16 protein-coding genes are annotated in these 13,775 nt (G+C 34.7%); 5 read left to right on the top strand and 11 right to left on the bottom strand.

Going from position 1 to position 13,775, the window contains the following annotated elements; all coding sequences use genetic code 11:
* Window positions 1-220: 220 nt before the first annotated feature.
* From MHI40_RS08165 to MHI40_RS08145, 5 genes are all read right to left on the bottom strand, one after another.
* A complete protein-coding gene (locus tag MHI40_RS08165) occupies window positions 221-955 on the bottom strand; it encodes a polysaccharide deacetylase family protein (RefSeq protein WP_340762219.1) in 735 nt (244 codons plus the stop codon).
* A 583-nt stretch (window positions 956-1,538) separates the two neighbouring features.
* Window positions 1,539-2,108: a YpjP family protein gene (locus MHI40_RS08160; RefSeq protein WP_340762218.1), complete on the bottom strand. Its 570-nt coding sequence runs from the start codon at window positions 2,106-2,108 to the stop codon at window positions 1,539-1,541.
* Between the two features lie 295 nt (window positions 2,109-2,403).
* Window positions 2,404-3,183: a class I SAM-dependent methyltransferase gene (locus tag MHI40_RS08155; RefSeq protein ID WP_340762217.1), complete on the bottom strand. Its 780-nt coding sequence runs from the start codon at window positions 3,181-3,183 to the stop codon at window positions 2,404-2,406.
* Window positions 3,180-3,617, bottom strand: a complete 438-nt coding sequence (locus MHI40_RS08150) for a BrxA/BrxB family bacilliredoxin (RefSeq protein WP_340762215.1) — start codon at window positions 3,615-3,617, stop codon at window positions 3,180-3,182. The genes MHI40_RS08155 and MHI40_RS08150 overlap by 4 nt, the downstream gene beginning before the upstream one ends.
* Before the next feature lie 594 nt (window positions 3,618-4,211).
* The gene (locus tag MHI40_RS08145; protein ID WP_340762214.1) at window positions 4,212-4,607 is read right to left on the bottom strand and encodes an MFS transporter permease; all 396 of its coding nucleotides are present in this window, start codon (window positions 4,605-4,607) and stop codon (window positions 4,212-4,214) included.
* A 390-nt stretch (window positions 4,608-4,997) separates the two neighbouring features.
* On the opposite strand from MHI40_RS08145, the gene MHI40_RS08140 reads away from it, so the two are divergent.
* Window positions 4,998-5,171, top strand: a complete 174-nt coding sequence (locus MHI40_RS08140) for a hypothetical protein (protein ID WP_175496158.1) — start codon at window positions 4,998-5,000, stop codon at window positions 5,169-5,171.
* A 240-nt stretch (window positions 5,172-5,411) separates the two neighbouring features.
* Here the strand turns inward: MHI40_RS08140 and MHI40_RS08135 are convergent, their stop codons facing one another.
* The 3 genes from MHI40_RS08135 to MHI40_RS08125 all read right to left on the bottom strand — a co-directional run bounded on the left by MHI40_RS08135 (window position 5,412) and on the right by MHI40_RS08125 (window position 7,220).
* Window positions 5,412-5,903 (bottom strand): GNAT family N-acetyltransferase, encoded by a 492-nt coding sequence (locus MHI40_RS08135; RefSeq protein ID WP_340762211.1) that lies wholly within the window; start codon window positions 5,901-5,903, stop codon window positions 5,412-5,414.
* A gap of 21 nt (window positions 5,904-5,924) precedes the next feature.
* The gene (locus tag MHI40_RS08130) at window positions 5,925-6,350 is read right to left on the bottom strand and encodes a hypothetical protein (protein ID WP_340762209.1); all 426 of its coding nucleotides are present in this window, start codon (window positions 6,348-6,350) and stop codon (window positions 5,925-5,927) included.
* 120 nt (window positions 6,351-6,470) lie between these two features.
* Window positions 6,471-7,220: an alpha/beta hydrolase gene (locus MHI40_RS08125; RefSeq protein ID WP_340762208.1), complete on the bottom strand. Its 750-nt coding sequence runs from the start codon at window positions 7,218-7,220 to the stop codon at window positions 6,471-6,473.
* 137 nt (window positions 7,221-7,357) lie between these two features.
* On the opposite strand from MHI40_RS08125, the gene MHI40_RS08120 reads away from it, so the two are divergent.
* Window positions 7,358-8,230 carry a LysR family transcriptional regulator gene (locus tag MHI40_RS08120; RefSeq protein WP_340762207.1) on the top strand — a complete coding sequence of 291 codons (873 nt, stop codon included), beginning with the start codon at window positions 7,358-7,360 and terminating at the stop codon, window positions 8,228-8,230.
* 204 nt (window positions 8,231-8,434) lie between these two features.
* Here the strand turns inward: MHI40_RS08120 and MHI40_RS08115 are convergent, their stop codons facing one another.
* The 3 genes from MHI40_RS08115 to MHI40_RS08105 are packed head-to-tail and all read right to left on the bottom strand — an operon-like array spanning window position 8,435 to window position 12,085.
* Complete coding sequence (locus MHI40_RS08115) at window positions 8,435-9,550, bottom strand: virulence factor (protein ID WP_340762206.1); 1,116 nt, start codon at window positions 9,548-9,550, stop codon at window positions 8,435-8,437.
* Window positions 9,551-9,575: 25 nt separating this feature from the next.
* On the bottom strand, window positions 9,576-11,456 hold the full coding sequence (locus tag MHI40_RS08110; RefSeq protein ID WP_340762205.1) for an ABC-F family ATP-binding cassette domain-containing protein: 1,881 nt from the start codon (window positions 11,454-11,456) through the stop codon (window positions 9,576-9,578).
* The gene (locus MHI40_RS08105; protein WP_093534442.1) at window positions 11,453-12,085 is read right to left on the bottom strand and encodes an HD domain-containing protein; all 633 of its coding nucleotides are present in this window, start codon (window positions 12,083-12,085) and stop codon (window positions 11,453-11,455) included. The genes MHI40_RS08110 and MHI40_RS08105 overlap by 4 nt, the downstream gene beginning before the upstream one ends.
* A gap of 215 nt (window positions 12,086-12,300) precedes the next feature.
* Between MHI40_RS08105 and MHI40_RS08100 the strand changes: the two genes are divergently transcribed.
* Genes MHI40_RS08100 through MHI40_RS08090 form a run of 3 tightly spaced genes read left to right on the top strand, consistent with a single transcriptional unit; the run spans window position 12,301 to window position 13,581 of the window.
* Window positions 12,301-12,807, top strand: a complete 507-nt coding sequence (locus tag MHI40_RS08100; protein WP_093534444.1) for a spore coat protein — start codon at window positions 12,301-12,303, stop codon at window positions 12,805-12,807.
* A gap of 37 nt (window positions 12,808-12,844) precedes the next feature.
* On the top strand, window positions 12,845-13,273 hold the full coding sequence (locus tag MHI40_RS08095; protein ID WP_093534446.1) for a spore coat protein: 429 nt from the start codon (window positions 12,845-12,847) through the stop codon (window positions 13,271-13,273).
* Entirely contained in the window at window positions 13,273-13,581 is a 309-nt protein-coding gene (locus MHI40_RS08090; RefSeq protein WP_340762204.1) for a hypothetical protein, read from the top strand. The genes MHI40_RS08095 and MHI40_RS08090 overlap by 1 nt, the downstream gene beginning before the upstream one ends.
* Window positions 13,582-13,775 lie beyond the last annotated feature (194 nt).

Here is a 13,775-nt window from a genome sequence, read left to right as displayed (position 1 = left end):
GCCCTAGATAAATCAACGTTTATTAGGTTTCGAATTTGTATTACTTATAACTTTAGTATATTATAGCATTGTTTTGGGGTACATTTGGAGTAATATTCACCTTTTTTGTTCTATTAAATAATTGCTCGTTGAAAAGTTAGACGGATGGGCAGGTCGCGCATTAAACATTCTAGACTCTAGTATTACCGTTAGTACATTAAAGGTACAGCTTCTTAAAAACCTATTTTTCTGGTTTATTTTTTATCTTTATGAGTTCTGACACCGTAACAAAGACATAATCTTGTTTTTGGAGCTCCTCAATAATTTTTTCTAAAGCTTTAACTGTTTGACTACGATTTCCCCCACCATCATGAAATAAAATGATATTCCCTGGCTCTACATTATTTAATACTTTTTTTTCTATACGATGCACTCCAGGACTTTTCCAATCCTCGGTATCTTGATGCCAAGACCACATCACCACTTGGTACCCTTTTTTTACAACACTTTGAATCATTTGATCGGTGTATTGCCCTTCTACTGGACGGAACAGCTCGGGACGATAACCCGTTATACTAAAAATTAAGTCATCCGTTTGTTTTAACTCTAATTCTAATTTAGAGAGCGTTGTTTTTGGATGATGAGTATACGTATGATTTGCAATCTCATGACCTTCGTTGTATTGGCGTAAAATTAAATCCGGATTTTTTTCAGCTAGTTCACCAACAACAAAAAATGTAGCCTTTGCATTATGTTTTTCTAAAATTTCCAGTATCTTTGCTGTGTATTTTGGATGTGGTCCGTCGTCAAATGTAAGAGCCACGACCTTTTCTTTCGTGTTAATCTCCCACACTATCTCTCCAGTATTTTCGTAATGATATCGGTCTTTAACTGCTGAGGCCCTTAAATTAGAACCAAGATAGAAAGTTATTCCAACTAAAAATAAAGTGATTATAATACTATATCTCTTTGTCATGACACCTCATCATTCCAATCTTAATATTTTACGGAGATTTGATTACTTTTTACTCCATGGTAGTTTTTATACCTTTGCCCCCCAAAAATTAGACAAATAAAATTAGATTTTTAAATAACCAGAATAAAACTTCCTTTATTGTATAATTTTATCTTCAACTTTGGACTAGATTCTCTACATTCCTTACACATTTGTAGACTGGAATTTAAAAACGGGAACCTTATCTTCTTTGCATTTGAGATTGTCCGAAAGTACCTCCAGAGCGTCATAAAAAGTATATTCTAATTTCTATTGGTAATCATAAAGTCAAGGCCGTCACTACAATCAAAAGGAAATATTTGATCAGCTGTTGAAAGAAAGCTTAACTGAAGGTACGCTTGTGTTTTACCCTTATTTAATATTAACCGGAATGAGGATTGAGGAATTGAGGACTTTTCAGAAAGATGGAATAACTGCTTCTAATATTATGGGCAGAATTATTTACTTAATCCATTTGATGAATACGAAGAATGAGGGGGTATATTTCTATATACACTATCCAAACAAAAAAACACTCATATTTCACATGAGTGTTTTGTCTTTTCTAGGATAACCATTTTGGTGGTGTGTTTTTTGACCAATATATGTCACCTAGCACATAATGTTTAGAATATTTATCTTCGGCCACGTGGTAATGGAAATTGAAATAATATCCTTCTAATGGTTTTTTGTCCGTTCTTACATGAAAACGGATCAAGTCTTTTCTGGTAGTTTCATTATAAATATTGAAAATCTTTTCGTGATAATCTCCAGATGGTTTCTCAGAAATAGACAAACGTGTTACTTCCTGACTGGAAGCTTTTGCAATTGTCATATCAATAACCTCTTGTATTTTAGGGAAAATAACGTCATCAAATTCATTTTGAATGACTGGTCCTATTCGATTACCAAACTTTATGTATGCTTGTTCTCTGGCAGCAACTGCCATATGTTCATAGGTCGGAGCTTCTTCCGTTATTGTAACTTGTTCATAATCACTTACATCAGAAGAAATTGCCCTTGGAGGACTCTTGGTATCTAATATTTGCTCCCATATAAAATGACTAGGAGATATTAGACCAAATGTTAGCAATGCAACAGTTATAATTATTGACTTTTGGAACCACTTTTTCATCCTATTCACCTTCTATATTGGGCAATTTTAGTAAAACTCTACATTCTATTAAACGTTTTAAAGAACTAAAGGTTTCATCTTCTTACTATTCATTGTACAATAAAATGTGTAAACATTCCATACAGCTTTTTTTTATCAAAGGAGGAAAATCACGATGGATTTAGGATTAGTTATTGGTATCGGATTTTTATTTTTATTAGCATATTTAACATCACTTTGCTTTACTGATTAATTGGAAGTTATATCGAGAGTCGTGACTACCGTCATGACTCTCTTTTCTATTTATATGACCAGATTATAAATTTATCACTCCATAATGAAACTTGGAGGATAATCTTATTTCTCTTTTAAACCCGAATTGTTCAAACACTCTAGAACGGAAATGCGCTTTTAATACAACTCTCTTTCTTGCAACTCTCTTAGCCTCTTCTATCCACTCAACGTTTAAAGCATCGTGAATACCAGCTGCTCTTAATGTTTGAAAATTGGAAGACTCTTCAATTACTTCTTCAAACATTGGGTCTATATAAACAACATCAAAGGAATTGGATGGCACCGTTTTTGTATATTCCACTGCATCTTGATGAATTATATGTATTCTCCGCATACTAGTTTCTAATGTGTCATTATTCGATTCATAATTTTTTAGCCCTACATCAACCACATATGCTATAAGGGGTTCCTTCTCGCATGCATGCACAACCCCTTCATCACCTACCGCATAAGCAGCAATAATGCTATCGGAGCACAGACCAGCTGTCATATCTAAAATGTGGTCACCTCGCTCTATACGCGTTGCTTCCAAAAATGAATCATGCTCCCCATTCATGAGTCTCTTCAATCGAAAAGCTGCAGAATTGGGGTGAAAGAAAAAAGGAGAAGTGAAACCGTAAGAATACAGTTCCAATCTCTCTTTGTTCACCACAAGCACATTAGCATTTTGCTCTTGTTGTATAGTAGAAACTGATTTCTTATGCCGGTGAATAAAAGGTAAATTTAACTCTTTGGCAATCCCTTTTGCTTTTAAAATATACGCTTCATTGGTTCTTCCAGCTGTCGTAATTACGGTGTTCATGAAGAAACAACTTGTGAAAGGACACCAGATAAATGATCTTTAATAGTCTCCATCGAGTTACTTTCAATTTGTTCACGTGGAATGAAGTAAGCTAACTTATCATCTTTCCAAATAGCAATAGAAGGTGAACTTGGTGGTACCTCCTCAAAATAACCTCGCATTGTTGCAGTAGCCTCTTGATCCTGTCCAGCAAATACAGTAACTAAGTTTTCAGGCTTAACTTCTAACTCATTTAATGCATGAACAACTGCAGGTCTAGCGAGTCCAGCAGCACAACCACACACGGAATTGATCACGATTAAAGAAACTCCACTTGCTGTAGACATATGCTCTTGTACATCCTCAGGTGTAGTAAGCTCTTTAAATCCTGCCCCCGTTAATTCACTTCTCATTGGTCCTACAATACCTTTCATATACTCATCGTATGCATTCATGATTTCGCCTTCTTTCAATTAGTTTCACATATCCTATTATAACAACATTTTTAACGCATAAGCTAATAACCTGTTTTCGTAGTTTTGCATAACCTTTCAGGATTTTTGTGACTTTTTTGTGATTTTTGTGACTTCCTTGTTCAACCAAAAATATTTTTGTGCAACATGTTAAACAAACTCCAAATCTTCAAGTTAGCCATTCTTTTATATAACTCAAATAGAAAACCACCTTTCATATGAGATTTGAATAAAAGATTTAACGAAAAAGTAATTCTCTTTCCTTACCCATCCATATTTAATCGACCCACTATACTATTTGCTCTTGTTATCAAAGAAAAAAACACCAATGCAAGTTTAATAGAAATTGGTGTTTCAAAAGAAGAAATAGATTATTTTGTAAGATTTTTACCTCATGAAAACTAAAAGATTTACTCAAAGTATTACGATAACGCCTATATCTCTTTTGATAATTCCTTTTATGGAGGCAGGTAATTTTTGAGTCTTTCTCTGAAGTATATTCATTCACCACTACAAATTAGCTTTATGTTACGCAATGTAAAATAGGTGATCAAAATGTAGTGGTGGGAGAGACTATTACTGTTCTAATTTTTTGGTATGATTTTTGTGATCTTTTGGAAAAAGCAAGCCAAATATTATAGTAAAGAAAAAAACACTTGCGGCAGTTGTAATAATACAAGGCAAAATATAATCTGAATCCATCGCAAATATTACACTTTTTCGAAACCAGTTTTGAAAAGGTAAACCTAGACCTAGAAGCACCGCAAAAAACAGGATCTTAATACTGATATGCTTGCCTTTTATTTTTTTAATGGCAGTGTTTACACCAATACGTAATAGCGCAAGTCCAAAGCCTACGAACATAAAAATAACTAAATAATATTTGACACTTTCATTTAATATAAAACTTTTACCAATCATTATAAGAAGTGTTGCTAAAGCAATATATAAAATAATCATTTTTTTCTTCAAAATTGATCACGTTCCTCTCTAGTATGGTGTGTAATTTCTATTAAAATCTTACATCTACGGCTATTCTTAAGCAATAAACAATATTGAACACATTGTTGTGTGGTTTGAAAGAAGAAAAGAATGTCTGCATACAACGAGAGCAACAAAAAAAACAAATAATTTTATTGACTTACTGATGGAAGGAAAAAGATTTTTCTAAAATTACCATTCGTCAGATTGCATATTATGCTCATTTTCATTATGAAGGTGAACTTGACTTATTAAACTGGTGGAAGCTGATCAGATTAATCGACTCCTTTAACTTAGGCTTGATTGGGCTCATCGAATAGCCAATCACCTGTATATATTTGATTTGATAGGTACATACTTCCTAAAAAGAAGTAGGTGAATATGTTGATAAAATATGAACTAACTTTAAATAATTTTTATGTTCAAACTCTCAATGAAATTGTAAAACAATACAATGAACTAGTTCCTGAGCACGCTTCTTATTCTTATTCCGCACAAGATGTAATCGAGCTACTTCTCGTTCGAGAGCATGTGAACAATGAATTTAGAAAATAGATCTTAACAGGTCTATTTTACTGAGATTCATTAAAATTCCTTGCTGAAATACAAAAAGCCCCACCGCTTCAACAGTGGGGCTCAACTATTGTTTGAGAATACGAAGGGAGATCTTCAGCATCTCCTTGTTATATTACCCGACACACATAGATAGTAACCTGGTAATTATAGCTAAATATGTTTATCCTCTCATTGCATGTCAAGTTTCTCCTGAAATGAACTTATTTCGGCTCATTCCTGCTACTTAATAGTAAATGTCTGAATTAGGCACTGTTCATCATCCACTACATCTTGTTTTTCTGTATACTGAATATTTAAGTCGCTATAAACGTTTTTCCAAAACGAAACTGCGGGACTATTTTCTATTAATTCAATGACAAAGTACTTCCCTTTCTTAACTTTGAATAGTTCCTGTATTGCTTTTCTGCCTAAACCTTTGCCTTTGTGTTTATTTAATATAAATAGATCATTTATGCCGAAGTCATAATCTTTTTTCAGGAATGGTCTTTCCAGTAGTAGCATAAATCCAATAATATCTTTATCTAAAAGGATGAAATATGGGGTAAGTCCATCTAATTCCCAAAAATCATCAATTTCCTCATACTCAAAGTTCCCTTGTTCTCCAATATCTAAAAGTGTAGTAAATTTTGAAAGGTCATGAAGATATAATGAGTAAAGATTTTGCAAAATAGTCTTCTCTGCTTCTAATACTTCCTTCAGTTTAAGATTCATATTATGTTCCCCCCCATATAATCATTTGAACAGTTCCTTATAGGCCAATACTTTTAAGGCAAGCATTTCTTCCTCCGTCAGATTACTTTCTAACTTATTAAATATTTCCTGTTTTTCTTCTACTGTCATCCCATTTTGAGCTTTTAATTGGATTTCTTGAATTTCACTTATACCAAACTTTGTTATCAAAGCTCTCGTAGCCTCTTCTTTCGTTTGAAATGGTAGTTTGCTACTATCTACATCCTTACCTTCTGCTATAAATTCTTGAAGCTCTGGATCATTTTCAATTTCATTTTTTATCATTTCTAATTCTCCACTATCCTGTAACTCTAGCGATATCTTCTCCATGACTTGATCGGCAACTAGCTTTGGTCCAAAGTAATATGCGCCTACTACAATAATGCCCAAAAAAATTATAATACCAAATAGTACTTTAATAATTCTCAACGTTATTCCTCCTGAATCATGATTACTACATATCATACTACAATCACAACAAGAAAAAACCTTTTACATAGTAAGCACAAAATTGCATGCACTAAAGTAAAAGGTTTCATCATGAACTTATTAAGAAGCAATCCAATCGATATGATTGAGAAACTCGTAAACATCCTCGCAAACTTTTTCTTTCTCTTTTCCAAGAGTAATAATATGACCAGATTCTTTATACCAAATAATTTCTTTATCATCTGTTTCAACTGTTTCATGAATATAAGAAGCACTTTTTTGGTATATCTCATCATCTAATGATCCTTGCATTACTAAAATAGGAGAATTTATACGTTGTAAGCCATTACAGGTCGTTTCAGTTATTTCATGAACTCCATGAAGCGATTCGGTGTTGGTGTTTTTTAATGTCTCTAATTCGTCTATTATTACTTCTGTTGGTTTGCCTTCAAATGATTTATAAATTTTGGCATAGTTATATAACCGATCAAACAATCCGTCTGTATTGTTTCTTTTTATTGGAGCACACATAGACACTACCGCTTTTACGGGGAACTCTTCAGCCACTTTCAATGAAAAAACTCCTCCAAGGGAGATCCCTGCTACTGCAATTTCCTCATAGCCTAAGTTTTTTAAATGATTATAGCCATCTACTACATCCTGCCACCACTCGGATGGACTAGTTAATAATAATTCTTCTGGGGTTAGTCCATGTCCTCTGTACATGGGCGCATGACAAGTATAGCCTCTTTTTTGTAAATATTGCCCTAATCTTTTTACATCCTTCGTACTCCCTGTAAATCCATGAAGCAATAATACTGCTCTTTTACCGCCTTCTAATGTAAAGGCCTTAGGTGCTACAACTTTCATCTTAAATATCCCCTTTATTTCATTAAACTATTAGTCCGTTAAACTAATAGTAGCATTGACTATTTATAATGTATAATTTATTATTCTTATCAGTACGATACCTTTTGTGCATGAATGAACGAAAAGGAATGATATAAATGGAATGGCAGCGATTGGAATATTTTCAGGCACTAGCTAGGATTCAACATATGACGAAAGCAGCAGAAATCCTTTCTATTTCTCAACCCGCATTAAGCAGATCTATTGCAAGCTTAGAGAAAGAGATTGGTGTCCCTTTATTTGATAGACAAGGTCGCTCTATTATATTAAACAAATACGGTCAGCTGTTTTTAATGACGGTCAATAATATTATGAAAGAAATGGAGCAAGGTTTAGAGGAAATACAACATATTATTAATCCTGAACACGGAGAAGTTTCACTAGGATTTTTACATACTTTAGGAACAAGTACAGTTCCCAATATTATCCGGGCATTTCATAAGGAGTATCCACATATCACGTTTAAGTTTCATCAGAATCATACACATACACAGTTGAAAGAACTAAAACATGGCAGTTTGGATTTATGTTTGCTAGCTTCCATGGAACACGAAAATCCGATTGAATGGACAGAACTTTGGCGGGATGAATTATTTGTTATAGTGCAAACAAACCATCCCCTCGCAGCACGAAAGAGTATCCAGTTAGAAGAAATAGCAAATGAATCCTTTATAGCACTAAAAAAAGGCTATGCACTGCGCAAAACAACAGACGAAATTTTCGAGAATGAAGGGTTAAAACCTATTATTTCCTTTGAAGGTGATGAAGTTGCTACTGTAGCAGGATTTATAGCTGCTGGACTGGGATACTCCATTTTACCTTACGGAGAAGAAATGGATAAAATGACTAAATTGAAAATTGAAGACGCTTCCTACGAACGAGTAATAGGTATGGCCGTAGTGAAAGATCGCTATCTTTCCCCCGCAGCTAAATTATTTCACCAATTTGTTCTGGATTACTTTCTGGTATAAGAATAGTAGCTTTACTTGTGTCTAGCCCTGGCATTTACCTGCACTCACTATCAAGATCTCACGTTTTATTCCAGTTACTGACCTCATTATTTAAATACTCGCTCTAGCTAATGATTTACTAGCGGAACATTATTTTTATCCTATAGAAAAACGCAAGAGAGCAGTTCATCTTAGTGAACAGCTTTCTTGCGTTTAAAATACATACTATTTTCTTGCTTCACTCATTTGTTTCCAAACAGAACCTTTTGCTTCTTCTCCACCCTCAATACGTGCAATAGCCATGAGAACTTGGAGTTTAACCTCATATTCTTTGTCGTCCATTGCTTCCTTAAGAGCTGGAAGTGAATCTGTGTCGCCGACTTCATAGAAATACATCGCTGCTCTCCAGCGAACTAGTTTGTTTTTATCAAAGAGAGCAATCTTCATGGCATCAGCAAATTGTTCGAACCCTAAGTCACTCATCGCATCTCCAGCTGTTCGTCTAACTGCTGAACTCTTATCTTTTAGCGCCATTTCTAAATAGGGAACAACGGCTTCATCTTCTATCAATCCTAGATAAACAGTAGCTAAACGTCGAATAGAGACTTGCTCATCCTGCACTGCTCGCTCTAGTATAGGTAAGTCCTCAATTTCTGGATTGATCAAGTTATTTAGTAATTGGAAACGTTGCTCCCATTCACTAACCTCGAATTGCGCTAATGTAAATGGTACTCTAATTGGTTTTTTATCTTCTTCGTTAAGATCTTTATCTGCTATAAGCTGCCCTAGCTTGCTCTGCGGGAAACTAGCTTCCAGTTCTTTTACTAACTGTTCGCCTATTTCTTTCTGATCGCCATAACGAACGCCATAATCTACCCATTTACGAAGCAAAATATAGTTTTCTTTATCGCCTTCCATCGCTTCGTCTAATGCCTTAATAAAGCGTTCTGATAATCCATATCTCGATTCAGTTTCACTATCAAATACCTTCACCTGAAGTGGAATTCCTTTATACTGCTGCACATGAACGTATACTTCCCCGTAATGTTCTAAAGGTGTAACTGTCTCGTTGACTTCATCATTAGCAGCACCGAAAACATTTTCCACGCTTGCTAAGATTGTTTCCCATGCAAACTTTGCAATCCGTTCGATAGCAAGGAAATCCGCCACATGATAAACACCTTTAACACCGTCGATCGTAAATAGAGCTTGAATTTCCTTTGGTGCATCCGCTATATTGTCTTTTTTATAGTTATAACTTTTACCAAAAGGTAATTCCTGATCAATCACAACTTTCATGGTATTTGGACTTGGTGTTGGTTCAATCGTTACTATTTTCATGCTTACATACCTCCATTAAGTAAAGTTAAGAAGATGCTATTTCTTCCAAATAGGACCATCTTTCAATAAGTTTCTCATATTTGGCGTTAGCATCAGCTAATTGGTTTGTTATATCTTGCAGTAAAGTAAAATCAGCGCCAGCAGCTTGCATTTTGCCTTCTAATTGCTCGATTAACTGTTCTGTTTTCTCAATATCTTGACTAATAGTTTCCCATTCTCTTTGTTCTTTGTAGGAAAATTTTCTCTTTTCCTTCGGGATTTCCACTTTAATCTCTTCTACTATTTGTTTCGAAGATTCCTTTGGAGTTGTTTTCGGAGCATCAAGCATATCAGAATATACCCCTAACCACTCAGTTACAGTTCCATCCCCATTTAATAGCCATAGTTTTTTAGCAATGCGGTCTAGGAAGAAACGATCATGGGAAATCGTAATAATAACTCCTGGAAAAGATTCCATAAAGTCTTCTAATACAGACAATGTTTGGATATCTAAGTCATTAGTTGGCTCATCCAAGAATAGAACATTCGGCTGCTCCATTAACATTTTTAAAAGTACTAATCGTTTCTTTTCTCCACCTGAAAGTTTCCCTATCTGTGTACCATGTGTGTTTAATGGGAACAAGAAGCGTTCCAACATTTGCGCTGCAGAGAATTTTTCCCCAGAACCAGTTTCTATTAAATCAGATGATTCCCGAACATATTCGATCATTCTTGTTTGGGGATTCAGTTCGGGTAACTGCTGCGTAAAATGCATCAACTTAACTGTTGAACCTTTTATAATTTCGCCAGAATCCATAGGGATATCACCGGCAAGCATTTTAAGAAGTGTACTTTTCCCTACACCATTTGGACCTACTATACCAATACGATCGCCCGCTTGTAACAAGAACGAGAAATCCTCTACGATATTTTTAGTGTCGAATCTTTTAGATATATCTTTACCTTCTAACACTTGTTTTCCAAGTCGAGTTGTAACCATTTCCAATTCTAAATTGAGTGATGAATTGTCACGGTCTAAACTTGCATCTATCTCTTCAAAGCGATCTTTTCTTGCCTTTTGCTTAGTAGATCTAGCTTTTGCACCTCTACGAATCCACTTTAATTCATTACGATATAAATTTTGAAGTTTCTGCTGAGAGGATGCGTTCATTTCTTCTCGTAATGCTTTTGACTCTAAATAATCTGCATAATTTCCTGTATGGGTATATAAAGTCTTGTCTGCAAGCTCGTAAATATGAGTTGCCACTGTATCTAAAAAGTATCGATCATGTGTTACAAATATGATTGAGCCTTCTACTCTTTGTAACATATCCTGTAACCAATCCGTTGACTCTTTGTCTAAATGGTTTGTAGGTTCGTCCAATAGTAAAAGGTCCGCTGGTTCGATTAACACTTTTGCTAGTGCTACTCTTTTTTGTTGACCTCCAGATAAATGCAGGATAGATTCTTCAAACTGCGTTATACCTAACTTTGTTAGAGCAGTTTTAGCCAATGAATTGACATCCCATGCTTGATAATCATCCATTTTTTGTTGTAAGTCCATCAACTTATTTTGAAGTTCCGTCGAATCGGAGTTCTCCATTAATGCCAACAAAGCTTCCTCGTATTCACGGTTAATCTTTAATATAGGAGAATCTCCACCAAATACAGTTTGAATCACTGTTTCATCTTTTTCAAATGTTGGCTGTTGCTCTAAGTATGCCACACGATATTTGTTCGGATGATCTCGTTCAATAGAATCCGCTTCTAATTCGCCAGCAATTATAGAAAGAAAAGTAGATTTACCTGTACCGTTTATACCTATTAAGCCCGCTCTATTTTGGTTGTTAATAGTAAAGGCAATATTTTCGAATAGAGTTTTTTCCCCAACTGTTTTTGTTAAATTAGATATGATTAAATGACTCATAGTTGTTCACCTGTTTCTTTACGTAAGTTTTGTAGAAATAGTTCCATGAAGGCATGACGCTCGACTGCAAGCTCTTTTCCTTTTTTTGTTTGCATTCCTTCAGATAGCTTTAATAGTTTTTCATAAAAATGTGTTACCGAGGCTGTTTCCTTCGTGCGATATTCCTCTACGGACATATTATCTCGTGGTGTTTCAGATGCATCATATAGTAGTCTACCTTTTGCACCGCCAAAAGCAAATGTGCGGGCGATACCTACTGCTCCTATAGCATCCAGTCTATCCGCATCACGTACTATTTTCGCTTCTATCGTCTTCGCTTCTACTTCATGACCTCCACTAAAGGAGACTGCTTTGATCACTTCTTTTACATGAGCTATTTTTTCATCTGATAAGTTCAGCTGTTTTATAATTCTTTCTTCTTCAAGCTTTTCTTCTGTTGAATATTTTGGATCACTCACGTCATGGAGTAATACAGCTAACTCAATTATCTCTCTATTTGCAGATGGTTCACTATCTGCAATATCAAAAGCATTTTTACGTACTCTTTCTATATGTTGAAAGTCGTGACTTGCATCAAAGTGCATGTACACTTCTTTAACTAAATTCTCACATTGCTCAATAGAATTCATCTTTGTATCTCCTCAGGTCTGATTCGCCTTCTCTATTATATACAATAAAGCTGCTCTACTGTACTATTTGCATTTATTTTACTAACACCTAGCTAAAATAGTTTTATTAGTCTAGTCAAATAGACTATGTCTCTTTTTAAAAAGCTCATATGTTATATAAAGCCGGTTGTAATTAATATTGCAATCTGGCTAACAAAGAGAAAGGAGATTATAAAATGAGTCATTGGAAATGCACACATTGTAAGTATGAATGTGAAGAGCCACCAAAAAAGTGTAAACGATGCAATAATCATCGTTGGGAGCAAGGGGAAGAAGAAAACAGCTGGGATTCCACTGAAAATAGCGAGGATACAACCGTTTTCCAAGGCGGCGGTCAGTTTTCGTCTGTTGAACAAGAGTCTGACGAATTAATATGGATAAAAGATTCTTGTAACGTAACCGTTCAAACCACAGATACACAAGCAGCAGTTTCACTGCAAGTTGGATTACAGCTTGCTATAGCACTAGTTATTAGTATAGCAATTGGCGATTCTATTCAAGGTCAAACTGTTTCACAAGAATTATTCCAACAGTTTAACGATGAGCAAACGAACAAACAGAAAATTTATGTAGACAATTCAAAAGACGTCAATATTGTCACTACTGATACGGACCTGTCAGTTAATATCGAAGCTATGTTACAAGTTTTATTAGCATTAGTTGCAAGATTGGATATTCTTTAATCAAAAAAATTATAAACAAAAGAGGTGAATAAACACAATGGAGAAAAAAAAATGGAGAGCTTTAGATCATTGCGATGATCCGAGTAATAATGGCAGTGATGTAGAACAGGACGGTAAACAAGTAGTATCTACGAAACAACAATCCTTCGAACGAATTATCGTAAAGGATTCGGAAGGTGTAGAAATACGTACGACAGATACACAAGTAGCCATCTCTCTTCAACTTGGAATACAAGCAGCTATTGCAGCTGTAATCAGTGTTACTATCGGTGATTCTGACCAAGGAAGAGCAGTAACCCAAGAACTAAATCAATTTATTAAAACAAAACAAAGAAACGTCCAAACTACGATAGTTGAAGGCTCTAGAAATATATCTGTAACAACTACCGATACCGATTTGGCAGTAAATATCCAGGCAATGCTTCAAATACTAGTAGCAATCGTAGCAAAACTAGATATTCTTTAATGTCAATTGGTTATAACCAATCATTTAAACTATTCAATTCCCCTAAAGCTGCATATGCTAATATGCAGCTAATTTTAAATGAAGGAGTGAACAACTTGAGTAATTTACCTGAAAAGCCAATAAATATTTCAAACAAGGTGATTGACCTTCTAGTAGATGATACCCTTAGAAGAAATGGTATTGATCCCGAAAACATCAAAAAAAAATTAACAGATCATCAAAAACAGCAGCTAAAAGATTTAGTAGAAGATTTAACAAAGCAAGTAAATAGTTTTACTGAACAGCCTACGGAAAAAAAGAACTTATAATAAATATCTGCAATATTTCCGTGACCTTATAATTCCAGTTAAATTATCTTCTCCCATAAGTATTTCTATTATTTATAAGACAATTTGAGTCAAATTCATAAATTATGTGAAAATTCGACATATTATTGACGAAGACTGACAATTCAAGTATAGTTTATGTATCCATTTATAGAATTCTTAGTGGATTAAGGGAG

This window comes from Psychrobacillus sp. FSL H8-0510 (genome assembly GCF_038008345.1).
GTDB lineage: Bacteria > Bacillota > Bacilli > Bacillales_A > Planococcaceae > Psychrobacillus > Psychrobacillus psychrotolerans.
Note: the sequence above shows the minus strand (reverse complement) of the source record. Positions and strands in the feature narration are given on the sequence as shown.